Origin of the sequence: Thalassotalea sp. PS06, from assembly GCF_007197775.1 — a bacterium.
Lineage (GTDB): Bacteria > Pseudomonadota > Gammaproteobacteria > Enterobacterales > Alteromonadaceae > Thalassotalea_A.
In genome coordinates this window covers 3,161,789-3,183,682 of the sequence record NZ_CP041638.1, presented here as the reverse complement: position 1 = coordinate 3,183,682, position 21,894 = coordinate 3,161,789, and the positions used below count along the sequence as shown (strand labels likewise).

At 43.7% G+C, this 21,894-nt stretch carries 20 protein-coding genes; 8 read left to right on the top strand and 12 right to left on the bottom strand.

The genetic code is table 11. From position 1 onward, the window contains the following. Nucleotides 1-36 precede the first annotated feature (36 nt). Both FNC98_RS14035 and FNC98_RS14030 read left to right on the top strand, forming a co-directional pair. Nucleotides 37-1,212, top strand: coding sequence for a mandelate racemase/muconate lactonizing enzyme family protein (locus FNC98_RS14035; protein WP_144034931.1), 1,176 nt, complete (start codon nucleotides 37-39; stop codon nucleotides 1,210-1,212). Nucleotides 1,213-1,452: 240 nt separating this feature from the next. Beyond that, nucleotides 1,453-1,923, top strand: a complete 471-nt coding sequence (locus tag FNC98_RS14030) for a hypothetical protein (RefSeq protein ID WP_144034930.1) — start codon at nucleotides 1,453-1,455, stop codon at nucleotides 1,921-1,923. Nucleotides 1,924-1,999: 76 nt separating this feature from the next. On the opposite strand, the gene FNC98_RS14025 is transcribed toward FNC98_RS14030, so the two are convergent. After that, a complete protein-coding gene (locus FNC98_RS14025; RefSeq protein ID WP_144034929.1) occupies nucleotides 2,000-2,545 on the bottom strand; it encodes a TetR/AcrR family transcriptional regulator in 546 nt (181 codons plus the stop codon). A gap of 164 nt (nucleotides 2,546-2,709) precedes the next feature. Here FNC98_RS14025 and FNC98_RS14020 point away from each other — a divergent pair, with 164 nt between their 5' ends. The 3 genes from FNC98_RS14020 to FNC98_RS14010 all read left to right on the top strand — a co-directional run bounded on the left by FNC98_RS14020 (nucleotide 2,710) and on the right by FNC98_RS14010 (nucleotide 6,225). Beyond that, nucleotides 2,710-3,858, top strand: coding sequence for a hypothetical protein (locus FNC98_RS14020; protein WP_221932894.1), 1,149 nt, complete (start codon nucleotides 2,710-2,712; stop codon nucleotides 3,856-3,858). 80 nt (nucleotides 3,859-3,938) lie between these two features. Then, nucleotides 3,939-4,484 carry an HXXEE domain-containing protein gene (locus FNC98_RS14015; RefSeq protein WP_185967985.1) on the top strand — a complete coding sequence of 182 codons (546 nt, stop codon included), beginning with the start codon at nucleotides 3,939-3,941 and terminating at the stop codon, nucleotides 4,482-4,484. After that, nucleotides 4,444-6,225: a CocE/NonD family hydrolase gene (locus FNC98_RS14010; RefSeq protein WP_144034926.1), complete on the top strand. Its 1,782-nt coding sequence runs from the start codon at nucleotides 4,444-4,446 to the stop codon at nucleotides 6,223-6,225. Before FNC98_RS14015 ends, FNC98_RS14010 begins: the two co-directional genes overlap by 41 nt. A 363-nt stretch (nucleotides 6,226-6,588) precedes the next feature. On the opposite strand, the gene FNC98_RS14005 is transcribed toward FNC98_RS14010, so the two are convergent. The 9 genes from FNC98_RS14005 to FNC98_RS16845 all read right to left on the bottom strand — a co-directional run bounded on the left by FNC98_RS14005 (nucleotide 6,589) and on the right by FNC98_RS16845 (nucleotide 15,784). Further along, nucleotides 6,589-7,452, bottom strand: coding sequence for an amidohydrolase family protein (locus tag FNC98_RS14005; protein WP_144034925.1), 864 nt, complete (start codon nucleotides 7,450-7,452; stop codon nucleotides 6,589-6,591). Between the two features lie 38 nt (nucleotides 7,453-7,490). Then, on the bottom strand, nucleotides 7,491-8,234 hold the full coding sequence (locus FNC98_RS14000) for an SDR family NAD(P)-dependent oxidoreductase (protein WP_144034924.1): 744 nt from the start codon (nucleotides 8,232-8,234) through the stop codon (nucleotides 7,491-7,493). 33 nt (nucleotides 8,235-8,267) lie between these two features. Further along, nucleotides 8,268-9,074 (bottom strand): NRDE family protein, encoded by an 807-nt coding sequence (locus tag FNC98_RS13995; protein WP_144034923.1) that lies wholly within the window; start codon nucleotides 9,072-9,074, stop codon nucleotides 8,268-8,270. A 15-nt stretch (nucleotides 9,075-9,089) separates the two neighbouring features. After that, on the bottom strand, nucleotides 9,090-10,313 hold the full coding sequence (locus tag FNC98_RS13990) for a threonine/serine exporter ThrE family protein (RefSeq protein ID WP_144034922.1): 1,224 nt from the start codon (nucleotides 10,311-10,313) through the stop codon (nucleotides 9,090-9,092). A 523-nt stretch (nucleotides 10,314-10,836) separates the two neighbouring features. After that, nucleotides 10,837-11,670: a pyrroline-5-carboxylate reductase gene (gene proC / locus FNC98_RS13985; RefSeq protein ID WP_185967984.1), complete on the bottom strand. Its 834-nt coding sequence runs from the start codon at nucleotides 11,668-11,670 to the stop codon at nucleotides 10,837-10,839. A 1-nt stretch (nucleotide 11,671) separates the two neighbouring features. Beyond that, nucleotides 11,672-12,919 carry a glutamate-5-semialdehyde dehydrogenase gene (locus FNC98_RS13980; protein WP_144034920.1) on the bottom strand — a complete coding sequence of 416 codons (1,248 nt, stop codon included), beginning with the start codon at nucleotides 12,917-12,919 and terminating at the stop codon, nucleotides 11,672-11,674. Beyond that, a complete protein-coding gene (gene proB / locus FNC98_RS13975; protein WP_144034919.1) occupies nucleotides 12,916-14,022 on the bottom strand; it encodes a glutamate 5-kinase in 1,107 nt (368 codons plus the stop codon). Before proB ends, FNC98_RS13980 begins: the two co-directional genes overlap by 4 nt. A gap of 26 nt (nucleotides 14,023-14,048) precedes the next feature. Beyond that, nucleotides 14,049-15,539 (bottom strand): sodium/proline symporter PutP, encoded by a 1,491-nt coding sequence (putP, locus tag FNC98_RS13970; protein WP_144034918.1) that lies wholly within the window; start codon nucleotides 15,537-15,539, stop codon nucleotides 14,049-14,051. An 80-nt stretch (nucleotides 15,540-15,619) separates the two neighbouring features. Next, nucleotides 15,620-15,784, bottom strand: a complete 165-nt coding sequence (locus FNC98_RS16845) for a hypothetical protein (RefSeq protein ID WP_185967983.1) — start codon at nucleotides 15,782-15,784, stop codon at nucleotides 15,620-15,622. Between the two features lie 289 nt (nucleotides 15,785-16,073). Between FNC98_RS16845 and FNC98_RS13965 the strand changes: the two genes are divergently transcribed. Together FNC98_RS13965 and FNC98_RS13960 are read left to right on the top strand one after the other, a co-directional pair. Continuing rightward, nucleotides 16,074-16,559 carry a MarR family winged helix-turn-helix transcriptional regulator gene (locus FNC98_RS13965; protein ID WP_144034917.1) on the top strand — a complete coding sequence of 162 codons (486 nt, stop codon included), beginning with the start codon at nucleotides 16,074-16,076 and terminating at the stop codon, nucleotides 16,557-16,559. Between the two features lie 128 nt (nucleotides 16,560-16,687). Beyond that, a complete protein-coding gene (locus FNC98_RS13960) occupies nucleotides 16,688-17,155 on the top strand; it encodes a hypothetical protein (RefSeq protein ID WP_144034916.1) in 468 nt (155 codons plus the stop codon). Nucleotides 17,156-17,453: 298 nt separating this feature from the next. On the opposite strand, the gene FNC98_RS13955 is transcribed toward FNC98_RS13960, so the two are convergent. Continuing rightward, on the bottom strand, nucleotides 17,454-19,274 hold the full coding sequence (locus FNC98_RS13955; protein WP_144034915.1) for a DUF885 domain-containing protein: 1,821 nt from the start codon (nucleotides 19,272-19,274) through the stop codon (nucleotides 17,454-17,456). A gap of 196 nt (nucleotides 19,275-19,470) precedes the next feature. Between FNC98_RS13955 and FNC98_RS13950 the strand changes: the two genes are divergently transcribed. After that, nucleotides 19,471-19,896 carry a DUF3010 family protein gene (locus tag FNC98_RS13950; protein ID WP_144034914.1) on the top strand — a complete coding sequence of 142 codons (426 nt, stop codon included), beginning with the start codon at nucleotides 19,471-19,473 and terminating at the stop codon, nucleotides 19,894-19,896. Nucleotides 19,897-19,967: 71 nt separating this feature from the next. Here the strand turns inward: FNC98_RS13950 and FNC98_RS13945 are convergent, their stop codons facing one another. After that, entirely contained in the window at nucleotides 19,968-21,785 is a 1,818-nt protein-coding gene (locus FNC98_RS13945; RefSeq protein WP_144035578.1) for a DUF885 domain-containing protein, read from the bottom strand. Nucleotides 21,786-21,894 lie beyond the last annotated feature (109 nt).

Genomic DNA, 21,894 nt, shown 5'->3' with positions numbered 1-21,894 from the left:
TATTTACCATCACCCATATATTTATCAGGAACAATAATGAAAATTACCCGAGTCGAAATATTTGATATCCATTGCCCAAAACGTAACGTCTGGAATCCGGTGTTTGTCCGCATTCACACCGATGAAGGTATCAGTGGTGTTGGTGAAGCTGGCCTTGCCTATGATCTTGGTCACAGTGCGGCAGCGCATATGATCAAAGAAATTGCCGAAGCAATGCTCATTGGTTTCGACCCGTTTCAGACTGAGCTACTTTGGTCGCGAATGCTTCGCGAAAGCTTCTGGGGCCTAGGTGGCGGTCCGGTAATTTATGCGGCAATGAGTGCCATCGATACCGCGCTTTGGGATATCAAGGGTAAAGCACTGAACGTTCCGGTTTATCAGTTACTGGGTGGCAAGGTAAATGACAAGCTGCGCACCTATGCCAGCCAGCTGCAGTTTGACTGGGATAGTGAAGTAAACCGCTTAAACGATCCTGCCGATTATGCCCGTGCCACGGAGAAAGCTTTGAAAGAAGGTTATGACGCGGTGAAAGTCGATCCAATCATGTATGACATGCATGGCGTTACTCATTTTGATCGCACTAAGTTGTTTACCAATCCTGAGATGAAATTATTCCGTGCTCGCCTGGCCGCGATTCGAGATGCCATGGGGGAAGATGGCGATATTATCTTTGAATGTCACAGCTTGCTCGGCGCAACCACAGCGATCCAGCTTGGCGATATGGTCGAAGAATTCCGTTGTATGTATTACGAAGAGCCGGTCAATTACCTAAATTCCGACTTACACAAGAAAGTTGCCGATAAAGTGAATGTACCGATTGCCGGTGGTGAGCGTCTGTATAATCGTTGGGGTATTAAACCTTATATGCAGGATCAGTCCATCGATGTTCTGCAACCGGATGTTGGTTTATGCGGTGGGTTTACCGAAACTAAAAAGGTATGTGATTATGCCGACACCTTTGATGTGCGCATCCAGGCGCATGTATGTGGTGGTCCTGTAGCAACGGCGGCGTCATTGCACTTAGAAACGGCATTACCGAATTTCCTTATCCACGAACACCACACTTATGCAATTAAAGACTGGAACCGAGAGCTTTGTGTGCAGGACTTACAACCGGTAAATGGTTATTTTCAGGTGAGTGAAGAACCTGGTCTTGGTATCGAGTTAAACGATGAAGTGGTTTACCGCTCGCCGAATATGGAAGTGAAGTAGGAGGAAGAGGACTTCGTCGTAGAGGACGTTGTCGTAGAGGACGTTGTCGTAGAGGACGTTGTCGTAGAGGGTTGCGCCGAATATGGACATAGGTATTTTGGAATTATCGGGAACTTGAGTCCTATGCAATTTTTTGTGAGGACTGCGTCGAGATTGGCTTTGAGTTAAGTTGATGCGCAATACACAAATCATGGCAGGCCGCTCGGAGCCGGGGACGGTCACTAAAGTATCGGAATAAAAATGGATATTAGTAAACGTATATATGTGATTTCTCTCTTGTCAGCTTTTGGCTTTGGAATATTGGTTTCGACCGTGATATTTGCAATCCAAAAAAAAGAATATGCATCGCTAGTAAGCTCGTTAATCGATTCTGATAAAATCGAAGAACGATACTACGTTCATAGGGATTTGTTAATAGCCACAAAGTTACGAGAAAGTGATAGAGAGCAAGCGCTAACGATTTTGGAAAATAGTATCGGTGTTGGAGTTGAGTCCATAACCGATATGGGCAGAAACTTTAAGTACCTAACCGACGAAGAATTGAAGGTTTACAATGCGGTAAAAAATTATTGGCTAACCCAATGTAACCAGAAGTGCCTGAGCCAACTTGAGTACATATTGGAAGATAAATATGGTTACCAGGCTAAATCAAATAAGCAGATTCGTTTAGTCTCAAATGAGCTACAGTCATTCGCATACCTGATTTGTTAACCAGTCTGTCATGTAACATTGAGGCCAGACAACCCAAATTTTAGTTTAAATCAAAGCTACTTCACATAAGGATTAATTAATGAAGGAATTTTTGGACAATCGCAAATAGTTGCTCTGGGCTTTCCTTTCTCCCACCTTCGATCCATGCAGTTAATATGCTAATTGTTTCACCAGTTTTCATAGCTATGAAGTATCTTCGTTCGGTTTCGGATAAATGTGGGTTGGGATTGAACTTAGTTTCTATAATCCTTGAGCCTTGCAAATGACTTTTATAGATAATATCGATCCTGTTAGCTTTAACAATATTATCGAGAACTTTCCAGTTTGAAATCCAGTAACTGATGTAATATCGGAGCAGGTTTATTTTATTAAAGGAACGAAAACCATTTTGCTGTACAAATCCCGCAAGTACCTCCTTGAAGCAAAGATCACACTTCATAGCTAAAACATCAGTGACAATGTCGAAATTACGATAAAAAGTTGTCCTCCCAACTCCCGAGACTTTACACACTTCACTAACCGTAATCTCGCTTAATTTCTTGGATTGAAGAAGCTCATTTAACCCCTGATAGATTTTTTCCGCAGAACGTTCAGAGCGCTTGTCCTGTTTGATGTGATACATATTTAATCCTATTTGTTCCCTAAAATATGAAACTAATGTACCACAATAAAATAGTTGTTTAAGTTGAACTTAATCTCTTCCTAGTGGATTGAGGTTTATTTTAAAAACATAAAAATAATAACGATAGGTTCATAAATACCATGGGGATTCAAAGTAAAATATTATTGTCAGGGCTACTTGGAGCGATGTTGTCGCTGGAGGCATTAGCACTCGATCGAGGCGTTCTTGCTTCAGATTTTCTTTATGAAAAAGGTAGCTTTTTCGAAGCTTCTACAATTACTGTAGACCCAGATGTAACGGGAATTGTCACCAGTTCCCCTAAAGCATTTCTTATCAACTCAGGGATACCAGCGTTTCAACCCATAGCCGAAATTCTGCCCGACGTTGGTCAAAGTACAGGATCTGTTGTCAACGAGCACTCTCGCTATACCTTTTCATTTAAAACTGATATCAGTGATACCTTAGTGTTTGGCTACCGTTTCTCGGAGCCTTCTGGTAACGACATAAACTACGCCGATGAAGTACTTGGATACAATATCGATATCGAAGCAAATGCCCATGATTTTTTATTAAAATATAAGTTTAATGATGAGATCAGTATTTTTGGAGGTATCCGTGCTCAACATACTGGCAGTGGAACTTTGGGATATAACATCGCAGGGCAATTTAATGTCGGAGCAGACGATAAATTTGGTCATATTTTGGGTTTTGGGATCCAGAATCCGGAGATAAAAACGCGAATTCTTTTCACTTTCACGTCGGGTATCGATCACATTATGAAAGGTCAGGGCGTCGAGGGGACGGGGATTGCTGTTCGCGGTGAGCCTGTATCTTTGGCGACGGCAACCAAAAATGCAGAATTATATTATAGTACACCTGATCACATCCACTTTTCCCTAAGACAGCCTATTAGTTTAACGTCTGCAATTTTTGCGAGTTACCGCTTTTCTAACTGGAAAGATTCTCAGCTTAAGTCGAACATTTCCGGATTTGAAACCATTACGAAAATGATAAACATTGAGCAGTTCACTGTAGGTTATGGCAGAAAACTGAATGACCACTTTAGCCTTAGCGCCGGATTCTCGCACCAAACAGGGAGAGCGTCTTTGTACAACCCAGTCAATGACCGATTCGCGTTGAATATTGGTGCACGAGTTAGTTTTGGCGATTTAAAAGTCAACTTAAATTACGTTCATGTTGAACTCGAAGATGGTGAAACTGAGATATCTTTAGGTGGATTAGGGGCCATTGGCATGGAGTTTAAAGGCAATTCTGCGCGGGTTTTATCCGCACGAATGAGCTATTCATTCTGACTTTAGGGCGTTCGCCAAACTGGGGCCCTTACTAGCTAAGGGTCTTTTACCAGATAGCTCGATTCAGATGAGGAGGAATTGTGAATAAAATAAACTTTCAAAATGCCCTTTTGCTGGCTCCTCTCGCATATGCAATTCACCATGCGGAGGAACATTTTCTATTCAACTTTAGAGAGTGGCGACTGCAATATTTTGCAGATAATAATCCATTGCCGACAGAACTCGTATTCATGATTTTGACTGCAATTACGTTAATATATCTGTTCATCCACTCAGTAGCACAAAGCAAAGCAAGCGCTTGCTCAGTTATCCTATTTCTGATGGCGACACAGGTTGTAAATGCATTTTTTCATTTGGGAAGTAGTATAATTTTCTGGCACTTCAGTCCGGGGATGATAACCGGATTACTGCTTTACCTTCCCGTTAATATTTTAATCGCCATTCACGCATTAAAAGAAAATTGGCTAACCCCACGCTTATTAGGTGTCTTATTTATTGCTGGAATCTGTATTTTCGGATTATTTGAGTTACTTGGGCCGGCCCCTATGCTTTTTGTTTTAATCGCAACTTTTATTTGGATAGCTCTTGCTAATAACAGAAAAACTGGGCGAGAAACGCATGGTTAAGATACTATCTTCCCTGAATTTATGCTTACAGCTTATAATTTTGGTTTTGGTCACACTAATTTCAGCGTGCAGTTCTGACAATGCTAGCAAACTGAATACGGTAAGCCTGAACCTCCAACAGAATCCGGTGGAGTTAAACCCTGTAAACGATTTGCTCGGCAAAGTTATTATTGAGCGGGATGTCGGCATATATACTCGGGATAATACTCGATTGTCAGCCAAAATTTACCGTCCCAATAAGAAGGGAAAATTCCCAGTAATAATGAGCTTTACAGCTTATGGCAAAGATTTTGGGCCGGAAGACTACCCCTCGGTGCTTGATCACAATGCTAAACCGGACTTTGATCTCGGGCCGATTAAAGTAAGTAAGTGGACCGCTTGGGAAGCTCCGGATCCAGCGTTTTGGGTACTCAATGACTACATTGTTATGTACGTAGATAGCCGTGGATATTTTGGTTCAGAGGGTAAACCTTCTATTTTAAGTGACAAAGACAGTCTTGATTTTTATGATGCGATAAGATGGGCTGGCCAGCAAAGCTGGAGCAATGGAAACGTAGGTTTGAATGGAGTGTCCTACTTAGCTATATCCCAGTGGCTTGCAGCAACTTCACGGCCGCCAAATTTGAAGGCGATTATTCCCTGGGAAGGACAGACGGATCCCTATCGTGAAACCTTATACCATGGAGGAATACCAGAAACTGCGTTCACCAATTTTTGGGTACAAAAGATAAATACCGGTGCGAGTGCAAACGTCGGCCCTCCTCCATTTTTATTTAAATTCGTTCATAAAAGACCCTGGCTATTCAAACTGATCCAAGATACATCAGCGCTTGATCTGACGATGATTAATATACCTGTATTGATTGCGGCTAGCTGGTCAGATCATGGATTACACAGCCGTGGTTCATTTGAAGCATTTAAACGCATTTCATCAATCGATAAGTGGTTGTTTACCCATGGTCGACCTAAGTGGTCAACCTATTACAGCGATGAAGCACTGGCGTTTCAAAAGCAATTTTTTGATCATTATTTAAAAGGAAAAGAAAACAAGCTAAATAGCAAAAAACCAGTAAGATTAGAAGTCAGGCACTCATTAACCCAGTACCATGTCAGGTTTGAGGAAAGTTGGCCGATTCCTCGAACAGAGTACCGACGGTTATTTTTAGATGCTGATAATCGAATTCTGCGACCTTCGCCGATAACAAAAAGTGGAAAAGTTGATTATCCAGCGCAGACAGGAAGTGCTATTTTTTCAATAGTCTTTGACCGTGACACAGAAATATCGGGGAATATGAAGCTAAAACTTTGGTTGTCGACAGACCAGGGGACAGACATGGACATCTTTGTTGCTGTCAAAAAGTCCGACGTACATGGCGATGATGTCCCGTTTTATGCTAAAACTGGTTATAACAAGGGGCCGGTTGCTCTGGGGTGGCTGCGAGTGTCGCAACGAGAGTTAGATCGAAAAAAATCTACCCCTTGGCAACCAATATTAACCCATGAGAACCCACAAACGTTATCTGAAAACGAAATTGTTGCAGTGGAAATAGAAATTCTTCCCAGTAGTACCTTATTTAAAAAGGGAGAAACGCTAAACCTTGTTATACAGGGCCATGATATTTTTTCTCATCCAACTCTTGCGCATGCTTATAACGAGAATAAAGGCATTCATTCCATATATACAGGAAAGCAGTACGACTCACACTTATTGATACCTGTAATCCCCCCCGACGCAATGTAAATTGCGGAAGAGAGATTTACATTTTTGCTTGGCTTGAAATTGTATTAACGATTCTTTATAGGTACTTATCTTTTAGGTAAACATTCAATTGTTCCTAATATTAGCAATTGCAAACGTCCGAGTTTGGAAAACTTTAGATAGTCGTCTCATACCAGAGATACCGTGTATTATCACGGTATGCCCCAAGCTTTTTGCTCTTTCTTCCACCTTCCACCAGCGAAGCTTACCTCGCTCGGAGCGCCGCCTTGATGACGAATTTCAAACTTTCGACAACGTCCTTTACGATGAAATCCTCACCGACGAAGTCTCCCTCGACGAAGTCCTCTACGACAGCGTCCTCTCTCAAGACTTTAGGTTAACAACCTAAAGTCTGTAAATCCGTTTCGCATTATCATGGGACAAAGCCTGGAAGCTCGCATCGCTTAAGCCTAGCTCATCTCGATAACCTAGCCACAGAGCATCGTAAGGCATGGATAACAGGTTGATTGGGAAGTTGCTGGCGAACATCAATCTGTCTTCGCTATATAAATTGCCGAGCTTGTGAACCAGCCATCTGGCATGATTCCAGTTCCACCTGGGATTTTGCATCTCCATCCCGGAAATTTTCAGGGCAAAATTCTCTTCATCGGAAAAGTAGTGCATCGAAGCACGCCAATGCGCATACTCGGGGATCGCTGGCCAACTGCTGTAATCACGAAGAATTCCGCAATGGTTTATGCAAATCTGTAGTTGTGAATATTTGTGGCCCAGTTGCGCGAGCCGCTTTGCACTCTCTGAATCGCAACAATCCAGTTGCGCTTCAAATATCAGTTCGCGCTCTGCCAGCAATGCCAGGTTTTTTTCGAAAGTCGAATCGAAGAGAAGATTGGCACCCTGGTCATCGATGATGTGACGAACCCCGATGAAATGTTTAAAGTTTTCCAGCTTAGTAAGGGATTTTTCAAAGTCTGGTTTCGTTAAATCGGCGCAGGCGATGGATTTAAAATTGGCTAATGGCTGGGTGTCGAGAAAGGCCAGCTCCTTTTCTGGGTTTTTGTTATCGTAACCCGCCTCAATATGCACCAGGCCAGCCACTTCAATAGATTTGCCCACTTTAATATCCTGGAAAAGATAACTGCGGCGCAATTGTTGTTTGTTAGGCCAGTGTGGAGCGTCGTCAGATTTTAACCAACCATATTCCCCACCCTCAAAATCGAAGAAGTGCAGATGAGGGTCAATAATTTTCATCTTTGCATTCACAACGTAGGCTCCGGGTCTGGTTAAATTTACTGGGTGGTGTAGCCACCATCGATAACCTGCAGCGAGCCTGTAATAAAGCTGGCTTTGTCACTCGCTAAAAACAGCGCAAAGTCGGCAACTTCATCAGGTTGACCAAGGCGTCCTAAAGGTTGTAACGCCGCTTCCTCCGCATGAATCTCGTTTTTATCTGCACCTGAACGCTGACAATAGGCATCAATCGCATGATGATAGAGAGGCGTTTCTACCGTGCCAGGACAAAGGGCATTTGCACGTATGTTGAATTGAGCATAATCCAGGGCGGTTGTTTTGGCCATCGACGCAAGGGCGTGTTTACTCAGGTTATAAGCAAAAGAATTGTGCTTAGCAATTAATGCCTGATCAGAGGCGATATAAATAATAGCGCCGCCTTGATGCTTCATTGCCGGCAGAACCGCCTGAGTAGCAGCAAAAGCGCCTTTTACATTTAAATCTATTAACTTATCGAATACATCTTCTTCGGTATTTTCAATATTCGCTGACAGGTGGCGGCCAGCGTTAGAAATTAAAACATCAACGTTTCCAGTCTTGCGAATAATCCTTTCAATGGCGGCTTTTACGGCGGCAAAGTCACTAACATCACAATGGATGTAATGTGCGGTTGTCTGGTTTTCATTGACTTGAATATCCAGGTTGAACACCCGGTAGCCATTTTCACAAAAGCGGGCAACAATGGCGGCGCCAATACCTGAGGAACCACCGGTAACGATGCAAACTTTAGCGTCATTATTCATTTTATAATTGCCCTTTTGTAAATTGAAATCGATTTAATCGAATTGAAACTCTTGTTTTGAAACCGCTTGGCCAGATTGATCATACGTTAATTCGTAAAGGCTCGCACCGCCTCGCTTGTGAGTAAACAACAAGGTCGTAGAGCGAGTCCCATAATCTTCAGATTGGATAAAAATACTCGATAATCGTCGCTCCCATTCTATACCTACGCCAGTATCTGGCAGCAATTCATCCGGTGCCTGAGATTGATCCTGCATGATTGCAAATAAGGCATCAGGATCCAACGGTTGATGTTGATTTACTATCGCTTCCAAGGCTCTCTCGCCCTTAGCCATTTTCGGCCATTTATCATTTAAACTGCCATTGCATATGGCATGGAATCCATCGGTCAGGCGCTGTTGTTGCTGTTCTCGAGAGTTAAAACAGAACATGGCTGGATCGTCGATATCGCGACGTTGGTATATTAAATTAAATGGCTTGTAATCCTGAGCGTTTACCAACAGCCAATCAAAATCAATATCATTGCCTGGGGTCAACGCCATGCTCACTAATTCGCCTCTGGAGCGCATTTCTCGTTCTGTGTTTGCAGCAATGGCCTGGCGATCACGAATGTTGGTTAAGGCACTAAAGTGTATTCCATGATTAATCTTATTATCGCTGCGGGCAATACCAAGCCAGGTGCCACCGGCTTTTAGATCTTTGCCGGCGGTTAGCTGCCAGTCGTTCGTTGTCGGCCAGCTGTGCATTGCCTGAGTCGGGCGTTGATAAAATTCATCGCGATTGGCACAAACAATTAATGGATGATCCGGATGTTGGTTAATAGCGATAAATAAGATGCACATAGGATCTTTCTCCTGTTAGAGGGAGGAGCGTGGCCGTACCGCAACATTAGCGAAAATTAACCCCGCCACCAGAGCCATAAAGATCAGGAAAGTCTCCGAGCCAATTTGGTTGATTTTGACGATTTCGTTGCCAGTTACCAAAGAGTTCAATCCAATGTAAACTTTAGAGCCTGGAACCAGTACCACTAAGCCTTGCAACATTACTATGGTGGCAGGAGCCTTCGCAAAACGAGCGAAAAGATTTGAATAAACGCCAACGGCAAAGGCACCTACAAAGGCTCCCAATGCGACACCTACATGCAATCCAGCCCAGCGACTTGCTGCAAACGCGATGAATCCCGCCAGAATTCCCCAAAATGCATGCCGCGGGCGAGCACGAAATATAACAACAAGCGATAAAGACAATATTAATACTGCTAACCACGCCGTCCAGTCTGGTACAGTTGGGCTGCTTATATATTCTGTAGGACCCCAAATTAAATTTGCCAGGGTCATACCTAAAACCCCTCCGAAGTAAAGTTTAAACAAGATCATGATTGCATGCATAATCTTCGCAGTGCCGGAGATCAGATCTTTTTCTGACAGCTCTGCTAAGCCTGTAGTTAGAGAAAGGCCGGGAATAAAAATGATGATCGAAGATAATATTACCAAGGTGATATTAATTCCCGGGTCAAATTGCGCTATCGCGCTTGCGCTAAAGGCGACGGTAATGGCGGTTATAGGCTCTAGCGCATTCGCCACACTTTTTGAGCGCTCAGACCACCAGACTAAAAAATAAACTAAAAACCCTAATAACGTTGACCAGAACACATCGTGCCAGCTGGTATGCATCAGCAATGCAAATGCGCCTGGTGAAGCACCGTATGCGAGAAAAATTAAAAAGCGATTATAGGGAGACGGACTTTGCGCAATGTCGTTCAGGGTTTCGATAGCTTCGGCCAGTGTTTTTTCACCTGTGCTCAATTGTTCGACCAGATCATTCGCACGAGATAAAGCACTTAAATCAATATCACCGGGATTAACACGGACCACATAATTGTACTCTTGCTGATCCTCAATATTGTATAACACAAAGGTAAGAGCAGTCGGCGTGATGATAAAAGAGCCCGGTACATCCAGGAATTCGGACACACTTTTTAAGTGATTCTCCAAACGGTATGCAGTAGCACCAAATTTATGAAGAGATTTGCCCAAGGCAACAATAAAGTGACGTTTTTGTGTGAATGAATCGGGTTTCATGCATCTTCCTGAAAACATAAATTAATACCAATTACACTAAGTTTGTGCACAACTCAGAGTTAGGGCAGAGGTTCAGTTACAACATAGATTTCATTGATATAGTCATTCTATATTAATGAAATCTATGGCCGTAAACGGGCCTCTGGTAAACTCCCTACGGGTGAGTTTTAAAGGCGTTTGGACTACGTTACTGATTTTGGCTAATTTTGAGAGCGGAGTAACCATTCTCTGCAATCAAAGCCTTGTCTTAAAACCTTTAAATTCTCACTGAGTGAGCAATAATTTAATGTGATTGGTATAACCTGAGAGTTACACTAATTTTACCCTGATTTCTTAAAAGAAGCGATAAACGACTCAAATGAGCCTTTGCCGTAACTCTGAACGGTGCATAATTTAATGGAATTGGTGAGAGTGCCAGCAACCCTAAACCTATTGGAAATAGAGCGGCTGGCGAGGGGGCTTTTGGGGTAATGCAAAGGTTATGATTTAGCGGGTCAAACCTTTACTGAACCTGCTTGAAATTTCAACACGCGTTTGCCATGTTTTGACTGGCTTTATCTGCGGCAGCCCACATTGCATTGGCAATCACTTTTTGAAAGTTATCGTCTTTAAGAGAATTGATTGCCTGTTCAGTTGTACCGTTTGGCGATGTGACACGGGCGCGTAATTCCTCAAAAGCTTGATCGGAATCAGCGGCCATCAAGCAGGCGCCTAACCCAGATTGTAACGCGGCCTGCGCTGAATGCCCCTGCGACAGGCCCATTTGCACTCCCACTTGTTCCATCGCCTCGAGGAACATAAAGAAGTAGGCCGGAGCACTACCAGCCATTGCCACAATCGCTGGTAAATTTTTCTCGTCGGCTAGCCACAAAACTTCTCCGATTCGTTCAAAAATTTGTAAAGCCATCGAGCGTTCCCGAGCGATTACATATTTGTTAGGAACGATTCCCGTCAACCCCTGAGTCACGGAGCTGGGAAGATTTGGCATCGCCTGAAAAATAGGCCAGTTGACGAAATAATTCTCTAGCTGACTGAAAGAGGTTCCTGCAGCCAGAGAAATAATTGGCGTTTTCAAACCTAAGGTTCTCAGGGTAAACGCTATTTCTCTGCTGACCTGAGGTATCAGAGCGGGCTTAACCGCCAAAATTATGATGTCAGCAAAGTACGCTGCCACATTATTTTTTTCGGCAATATTGATGTTATAGGTTGTCGCAAGATGGCTGCGTGTACCCTTACTGGGAGCGGAAGCTAAGATTCGCGACTGGTCATAACCAGACTTGATGAGCCCTTCAATAATGGCGGATGCCATATTGCCGCCACCGATAAATGCGATTTTAGGTTGATTCTTTACCGTCATATTAACCTCGCACCTGACCATTACCGTTAACCAGAAACTTCTCTGTGGTTAACGACTCGATCCCCATTGGACCGTAAGCATGTAATTTTGTTGTAGCAATACCTATTTCAGCCCCTAACCCTAATTCACTGCCATCTGAAAAACGAGAAGACGCATTAACCATGACAACGGAAGCGTCAACCATGTGCTGAAACAGTTCGGCATTGTTCTGATCTTCAGTACAGATAACTTCCGTATGGTGACTTCCGAACTCGGAAATATGAACCATCGCCTGATCAATATCTTCAACGACTCGCACGGCAATCTCTAAACTCAAATACTCCTCCCCATATTCTGCTTCAGAGAGTAAACTGGCATTTTTAACCAGCTGTTGAGTTTGCGCACAGCCATTTATTTTCACGTTTCTGTCAAACAATGCTTTAGCCGCAATAGGCAGAAACTCAGCGGCGATTGAACGGTGAACCAGCAAGCCTTCCAAAGCGTTACAGACGCCAGGACGCTGAGTTTTGCCGTTGATAAGGATGTCCAACGCTTTGTCTAAATCGGCCGACTGATCAACGTATAAGTGACATACGCCTTTAAAATGCTGGATCACTGGAATCTGACTGTTTTCGGTGACATATTTGATTAACCCTTCTCCGCCTCTTGGGATGATGAGGTCAATCCAGTTATTCAGGGTCAGCATTTCACTGACAATTTCTCTGTCAGCAACTGGTACAACCGAAATTGCTGCCTGCGGTAAATTGTGATCCGCCAGAACTTGCTGCAGCACTGCGGCGATGGCTAAACTGGAATTCAGGCACTCTTTACCGCCGCGCAATATAACCGCATTTCCAGATTTAAAACACAAGCCTGCGGCATCTGCAGTAACGTTAGGACGAGCTTCATAAATCATGCCGATAACACCGAGAGGGATGGTTTTCTTTAAAATCTCTAACCCGTTTGGTCTGTGCCCGATAAGGCGCTCTCGACCCACAACTTCCGGTAAGTTGGCGACCTGGTCAAGGCCTGCTGCCATATCATTGATGCGAGCAGATGTGAGCTGAAGCCGGTCAATCATTGCTTCACTGAGCTTATTGGCTTTTGCCTGCTCCACATCGATTTCATTGGCGGCCAGTATCGCTGGTGTTTGCTCTACCAATCGTTCTGCCATCTCTTTTAAGATGTCAGACTTTTGTTCCGCGGATAGCTTCAGTAACGCTTTAGCGGCGGTCGCTGCTTGTTGTGCTATTTCGGAAATGTTAATCATTGGGCCTCCATAATTGCTGAAAATTTGTTAGATAATATAGGTTTAGGCGTGCCATCGATTTTTTGGTTGAGACTGGCATCACCTTGTTGTGCGACAAAATCGAGTAAACAACTGCTATAGTTGGTCTTTGCTTTGGCGATTTTTTCGCCGCTATCGGTTCTAAGGAGAACAACGTCTCCTACCGAGAACTCACCAACGACATCAATTAGGTCGCTACTTGATAAGCTATCTACGCTTTGTTTTGGGCTCAGCGAAAACTCGTCATCGACGACAATTTCACCAAGGGCTTTGGTTGTATGTCTGACCCAATGTTTGGATTCTTGTAACGGCGTTTGGTGAGGATGAAACAAGGTTCCGGGATTTTTTCCCTGGATAAGCATGTCAAAACTTCTCTGGTCAAAGCCGTTAACAATGTACGTTGTAACCCCATGAGACACAGCCTTTTCGGCCGCTTCAATTTTAGTTCTCATCCCTCCGGTGCCAACTGCACTTGTCGCGCCGCCGGCCATCGCATAAACCTGCTCATTGATATCTCTGACTTCACTGATGAGTGACGCATTGGCATTGAGCTGCGGATTTGAATCAAACAAACCGTCAATATCTGAGCAGATTATTAACGTATCTGCCTGCACGGAAGTCGCAACCATGGCTGATAAGTTATCGTTATCACCGACTTTGACTCGATCCGTGGTTATCGTATCGTTCTCATTGACGATCGGTAAAATATCGTTCTCAAGCAATGAGTCTATGGTATTTCGGATATTGACAAAGCGCTCACGATCCCTGAGATCCTCATCGGTCAACAGAATCTGTGCCGAGGAGAAGTCGAATAAACGATCCCATGTCGCCATCATTTCTGTCTGACCGGCAGCAGCCATTGCTTTTTTATCGTGCCCTGAGGTGTTTTTCGACTTCCTGAACAGGTGCGAACCCGCGGCAACTGAGCCAGAAGATACCAGGACTACCTGAATACCCTGGCGACGGCACCGTACAATAAAGCTAGCGACGGACAATAAATAATGGCTACTACAACCGTTACGCTCTGGTGCTATCAATGCACTACCGACTTTTATAACAATCCGGTTCCAGTTTGGACTTTTCATTAACATCTCCAATACATTGATTAATACTATTTTTCGTTTTTAACGAGTTGTTCGGTTTGTTCTAACCATTCAATCGCTTTGGCTTTCGGTTTAGTTGTGTTGAGACTTACCCAAACCATTGTCAACATACTCAGGGTAAATCCGGGCAGCAGTTCATAAAACACAGAACTTAACGCTTTACCGTCGGCGAGAACTGGCATATGCCCCCAGACTAAAACGGTAGATGCTCCGACAAGGATGCCTGCCATGGCACCGGTATGAGTTAGCTTTTTCCACCAAAGGCTCAGTAATACCAGGGGACCAAATGCGGCGCCGAATCCGGCCCAGGCATTGGATACCAGCCCCAACACACTGCTATTGGCGTCCAAAGCTATAGCAGATGCGATAACCGCTACCACCAATACGCAGGCACGGCTTACAAACAGTAACTGTTTTGTTGAAGGAGCGGTTTTTGTGCAGTGTTTGTAAACGTCTTCGACAAGCGAACTCGATGAAACCAACAATTGCGATGAAATGGTGCTCATAATTGCCGCCAATATGGCAGCTAAGAACCAGCCTGCAATAAATGGATGGAACAGATATTGCGACAAATAAATGAATATGGTTTCGGGATCGTTGATTGATTGCGGACTTTGGGCAATAAATTTCGCACCAATGATGCCCGTTAACACTGCGCCAATAATCGAAATGGTCATCCACGACATACCGATATTCTTAGCTTTAGGGATATTTCTGTGGTGATTAATTGCCATAAAGCGAACAATGATGTGAGGTTGACCGAAGTAACCTAATCCCCAGGTAAATAAACTGAAAGCTGCTAGCCACTGTACATAAGGCAACTCAATAGCCTGGGCGAGTGACGAAAAATCCCAGGTGGAAGCAGGTTCAAGTTGTGAAAAGGTAAACGCAGGCACTGCTACCAAGGCGATTAACATCATTATACCCTGCACAAAATCGCTGACGCTGACCGCCAGGAAACCGCCAAGAATGGTGTAAATGACAACGACCGCAACGGTGATAATCACCCCATAGTGATAATCAATCGCAAATGCTGATTGGAACAGCTTGCCCCCGGCCACGAGGCCAGAAGCCGTATAAAGGGTAAAAAATACAATGATTACCGCAGAGGCGATAAACCGTACCCGAGCCGCCTCTTTTGCGAACCGCTTGGAGAAAAACTCAGGAATGGTTAGCGCGTCATCGGCCAATTCGGTAAACACTCGCAGTTTTGGCGCGACGATTTGATAATTTACATAAGCGCCAACGAGTAAACCCAGCGCAAGCCAGATGCTATCGATTCCGCTGACAAACGCTGCGCCAGGAAGTCCCATAAGCATCCAGCCACTCATATCCGACGCACCCGCTGAAAGCGCGGTTACTTTGGCGCTGACTCGACGACCGCCTAATAAATATTCACTGTTATCTGCTGTAGAGGTTTTTAGCGCATAGACACCAATAGCAATTAACATTAAAAAATACAAAGCAACAGAAACTGTTGCAGATTCGATTACGAACATATGGTTACTGAACTAATTATTTTTTCTGTAAGTGGATTACGGGATAGAAATACCGGCGACGAAAAACAGTCGAACGGTCTTTAGTCGATGAGGTGGGCGGTTTTTTGATCGATGAAGTTCAGACCTTTCTTTATCGCACGATACGCAATGGCCGGGACATAGTAGGAGCCTATAATGGTGTAGAAGCAAACGCGTTCGGTGATGTTGTCAACTGTACGATTAAATGGGGTGTTTTGAGTGTCCATTTGTTCTCCTTTTATCTATTTGCTTAGTACTATAATGATTACTGCACTAATTGTCTAGTGATGATCGAATTTAGATCGTGTTCTAATTAAAAATAGTATCTCGTAATAAATAAAACTTGCTGGTTAGTAAGGCTTAAACCTCTGCAGTAATTGTTGAGCTTGGTGGTTGAGAACAAATTAATTTCTTTGCGAATTTTTAAGTGCGAGTTATTATCAGAAAAATTTAATCGTGTGCGAATTAAATCACTGCATTTGTGATGGCGTTGGCCTGTATGAGAGAGTTAAAAACGTGGAAAAATATGAAGAGTTATTTGTTTCAATAAGGAAAATCATTCGGGCCATTGATATTCGTTCCAGAAAATTAGGAAAAGAGGCTGGTATAACTGGGCCACAATTAATCATTATGCAAGAAATTGGACGGGTCAAAGGACTGAGTTCGAAAGAAGTCTCTAACAATGTAAATTTAAGTCAGGCTACTGTTACCAATATACTTGATCGACTTGAAGCCAAAGATCTGATTAAAAGAATTCGGAGCCAAAGTGATAGGCGCAAAGTTGCATTATTTTTAACCGATCAGGGAAAGGAAACCTTGCTCAATGCGCCTCAGGCTATCGAAGAAAACTTTATTGAAAAATTCAGTGCGTTAAAAGAGTGGGAGCAATATCAGCTTATTTCCTCGGTAGAGCGTATCGCAGATATGATGGGGGCTCGTGAGCTGGACGCTGCACCGGTATTGAATTTGGGAGAACTCTCTGCCTCAGAGCAGGAAAAGTAGAGGCATTTTTTCTTCAGTTAGTTACGGCTCATCGCTATTATGGTGACAATCAGGGTTATCCTGATCAACCATTGCTTAAACAACATCGTGCAAAGGCGCACATTTAACTGATAAGAAGAATAATAACAATGAAAACGATTAACAAAACCATGCATTGGATATTACTCGGCTCGGCCCTCTCATTATCCATCACAACTCATGCGTTCGAAAATTCCTACCTCTGTCAGATTGAGCATCAAACTGGTTTCATTTATCACATTGACCAAAAAAGTTGGCAAATAAATGCGTCGGATGAAATTCGCGTGGCTTATAAAATTACTGTCAATCAAACCGGAGCAAACCTTGATAAGTATCCTTACCAGTGGGTTAACGCTGAAGATAATGCATTTTTGGGTTTCTGCACCGATTTTGATTTGGATGCCCAGATGAGTTGCAAAGGACTAGGCAAACTGGAATTTCACAAAGATACCAAACGGTTTTTGTTCGTAAATGACAAGGGCTATGTGCCTTACAATTCACCACGACCAAAATATTACATTGCGGATAGTCAGAGTCCGGCGCCAACGATGGAAATTGGTACCTGCAAGCAGATCTGAGGTAATTAATAAGCGATTACTATTGGCTGTATTTGCTGTGCTGATGAGCTCAATGGTTTGGGCTGGTGGTCAAGGTACCGTGATGGACGGAGCCGGGGATGCAATGAAAGATACCAGTGAGGTCAATGTCAGCGACAAGTGGAATTACATTCGCTTGCGACCTCAAGGCTCGGTTATAACCAAAGATGTTTGGGTAGTCCTCTTTATAAATAAGTGACGTCAAAAGTGGAATGATCAAAAATAAAAAGCCCGCGATGCGGGCTTTTAAAGAGGGATACTCTAACAATGATTCGAGTTACTATTCCGCTAATTCGGCCAGCATCATCTCACGGATTATTGGCACCGGGGAGCTACCATAACTTAAGAATTTGTTATGGAAATCGGTAAGATTAAAGTCATCGCCCATTTTTCCCTTTAACTCTTCGCGCAAATCATAGATTTCTGAGTAACCAGTGAAATAGCTGGTTAACTGCACTTGTGACAAGGTCGCACGGCGCCATTTGCCGCGAGCTTCTGCTTCTTCCTGGAAGGCTTCATTCATCATCATGTCCAGGGCTTCCTGCTCGCCAATACCGTTAACCTGAATGGCGTAGTCGATTATGGAGTTCATGATAACGCGAAGGTTCCACTTGTAATACATTAACCAAAGTTCTGGCTCGTTGTCGCCATAACCTTGTTCCAGCATCATACGTTCCGTGTATACCGCCCAACCTTCAATCATCGCGTCATTGCCAAAGATGGATTTCACTAAAGATTTTGACTTGTTGCTGTGTACCAGCTGGGTGTAATGACCTGGTACCGCTTCGTGAATATTAAGGATTTGTAAAATCCAGTGGTTGTACTCACGCAAATAACTTTCTGCCTGCTCATCGTTAAAGTTATCCAGTGGCGTGACGTTATAGTAAGTATTGGCTTGCGGATCATAAGGGCCTGGCGCATTGATAGATGCTCCGGCAAAGCCGCGCTGGTATTCTGGTGTTTCGCGTACCACCAACGGCTTGTTTTTATCCATTTCAATCAGGTTGTTCTCCATCACGAACTTTTCAAGTTCTGGGATCTGAGCGCGAATGGCGTCAACAAATTCGTCACGTTTTACGTGTTTTACCGACAGGTGATCAATTAACTGCTTAGTGGCTACCAGCATGTCTTCCGGCATTTCAGTGTCACTAAAGTAGGTTGGCCATAATTGCTTGGTAATTTTCGCCATTTCAGCGTGAACCCGCTGTTTTTCGCTTACTGCTTTATCAAACAGCTGCTTGGCACTTAAGCTGGAATAAATATCCAGAGCAAACTTTTGTTCATAAAGTTCGCCGCCGATACGAAAGTCTTTAGCGTTATTATTTTCTTTAAGTTCAGCCGCTTTTTCCTGTAACCAGCCAATGTAGCCTTCAATTGCCGCCGTTGCTTCTTCGATGCGGGCGGTAAAATCGGTTTTTTCCTGTCCACTTAAACCAGAATCGGCAACCGCTTGAGCGATTGCACCGGAGAATAATCCTGCTGCCCCCTGGTTCCGCTGAATCGCTAATTCGGTATGAGGTAAGGCTGGGGTTGTGATGTTTGCTTTTGCCGCTTCATAATAGGCTGGGATATTTTCCATGCGACGATAGATAGTGCGCAAACGCTCATCTTTAGCTTTGTAGTCGGTATTGAGAATAACGCCGAAAACGCCAGCGACATTATAGGTTGCTGGATTCCACTGATAAGACTTTAACTGCTCCATGCTGAAAATTTGTGATTCCAGCTGGTTTTTCAAAATGTAGTAATCACTGGCATGATCGGCATCAAGCTTTTTCGGGTCAAAGCCATTTAACGCCGCCAGCTTTTCTTTTACGATTGCCAGATCGTTAGCCTTGTTGTTTGCATCCGGTACCGGCAGTTGGTCATCATACTTGTAGTAACCAACATATACCGCGTATCCAGGTTTTAGTTTCCAAAATTCATTGATAAGATTTTCACTAAATTCCTGAAATTGCTGGTTTACATCCGCTTGTTCAACCTGTGGCACCGGAGCTGGTTTTTCAGCCTGGGTATTTTTCTGAGTATTGCTGTTCTCTCCACATGCCGACAAGCCGGACGTTAATGCTGTGGCTATGGTTAATGCAAGTAAATGCTTTTTCATGGTTTTCTCTACATTTGTTGTAATTCACAACAACATAGTACGATATCTGAGTTGCATGCAAGCTTAAATACGATAATTGCGGTAAATGACGAATAAAATCCGGCAATTGTGTGGATGCTAATATTCACCTAATGATCAGACTTAGAGGCGGATTGCTGTGATATACTTGCCAACATTAATATGTTGAGGACTGCCAATGAAAGTTTGTGGTGTAGAAATTAAAGGCGATGATGCGGTTATCTGTGTTATGAGCTTTGAAAATCAATTATTTGATTTACCCCATGTTAGGGTACCTAAAGTCGCGTTGCAGCGCGGTAGCGACAGCGAAAATATTCGCAAATTCCAGTTTGCCTTTGCCAAGTTAATGTCTGACTATGGCGTTGACACGGTGGTGATCAAAGAGCGGATGACCAAGGGCAAATTCGCCGGCGGTTCACAGGGCTTTAAAATGGAAGCGGCAATACAGCTAATCGAAGGGTTAACGGTAGAAATGGCTCGACCTGCGGATATCAAAGAAAAGTTGAAGAAAACCCAGATTGAGATTGATTATCGCGATACCGGTTTAAAGCAATTCCAACAGGGTGCATTTGAAACCGCCTTTACATTTTTTGATGTGAAGTAATCGCTATTGCTTACATTCAGAAAATAACAAAGCAGGCTAAAAGCCTGCTTTTTTGTAGCTGTGATAAACGCTTATTTTTGCGTTTCAACCCAAGCCATAATTTTCTTTTCAAGAATTGGCATTGGCAGGGCGCCATCAATCAATACTTGTGTGTGGAACTTACGAACATCAAAGTTCTCACCAAGTTCGGCGCTGGCTTGATTGCGAAGATCGCGAATCGCGCGTTGTCCGGTTTTATAGGATAACGCCTGACCCGGAATCGAGATATAACGCTCAACTTCCGCTTCAATATCTGACATAGCCAGAGAGGAGTTTTGCGCCATAAAGTCAATAGCCTGCTCACGAGTCCAGCCAAAGGCGTGCAAGCCAGTGTCGACAACCAAACGCATCGCACGTAACTGCTCATCGGACAGACGACCGTACCATTGGTAAGGGTCGGTAAATAGTCCTAGCTCTTTACCTAAACTTTCCGCATAAAGTGCCCAACCTTCGGAAAAAACCGTGTAACCGCCGAACTTACGGAACATAGGTAAGTCTTTTACTTCCTGCTGAATGGTGATCTGGAAGTGATGACCTGGTGATGCTTCGTGAATACTCAAAGTTTCCAAAATAAACTTAGGCTGAGCTTTTAGGTTGTGAGTGTTGATATAGAAGATACCTGGACGCGAACCGTCTGGAGCTGGAGACTGGTAGCTTGCACCAGCGCTGGACGCTGCCCGGAACGCTTCAACCGCACGTACTTCGTAATCGGCTTTTGGAAACACTTCAAAAAGCTTAGGCAGGCGCTTGTTGATATCTTCTTTGATATCGGTGTAAGCGGCGACAACTTCTTCTTCGCTGTTCCAGTAAAACTGCTCATCTTCCTGAAGGAATTTGAAGAAAGCTTTTAAGTCGCCATCAAATTCGACTTGTGCTTTAACCTTGTTCATTTCCGCAAGAATACGCGCCACTTCCTGCTGACCAAATTCATGTAATTCCTCTGCGGTTAACGGCAAGGTGGTGTTGGTTTCGATTTGATACTCATACCAGGCTTTACCATTAGGTAAATCTGACAGGCCAACGCTTTGGCGTGCCTTTGGCAGATACTCGGTTTCAATAAACTGATAGAACTTATCGTAAGTTGGAACCAGCACATCCATGATCATCGCTTGGTATTGTTCCGTTACTTGCTGCTTTTGCTCATCAGTTAATTCGCTGTTGCCTTCAAGCATGGTTACCGGGCCGTAAAATACGCTGTCTTTGGCGTCTTTTACCACATGTACAGAAAGCTGCGGCAGGATTTTCTCAACGATTGGTTCAGGCAATACCACACCTTTTTCCATACCTTCGCGCATTGCTACAACGACGCTGTCCATATAGGTAGCAAAGCCATTAGTACGGGCGATAAAGTTTTGATAATCCAGGTAGGTATTAAAAGGCTGCGCACTTTGGCCAGAGCCTAAAGTGGCGTAGATGTTGTGAACACCATACATCTGGTTCAAAGGCATTAAGTATGATGGGAAATCGAAGCCTTTAATGGCCATTTCACGATCGCGTTTAAAGATTTGATAACTGAGTAAGTCCTGACCAGATAAGCTCGACTCGTCGATAGCATTGATTTTATCCAGGTACTTTTGCTCAAGTGCCAGGCTTTGCGCCAGACTCTCTTCACTAATTGGTGCATTGAACTGGTCGTTGTATTCGCTCATACCGACAAAGGTGGCATAAAGCGGTGACATCGCCATCGATTCATCAAAGTAAGATTGAAACAGTTCCTGTGCCTGTTGCTGTGGATTCGCTGTTTCGGCAACCTGAGTTTGCGGTTGCTCCGGAGCCTGTGTTTCCTTGGCTGGTTGATTACAACCAACGAGTGCGGCGCTCATCGCCAATGCTAATAGTGTTTTGTTCATCATAATTTATCTTTTCAGTAAACCAGAGTTTGCTGGCTTTAATATCAATGAGATACCGGCATTGTAACGCAATCAATAAAATTTGTTAGGGGGTGATTAGCTTTCCAAG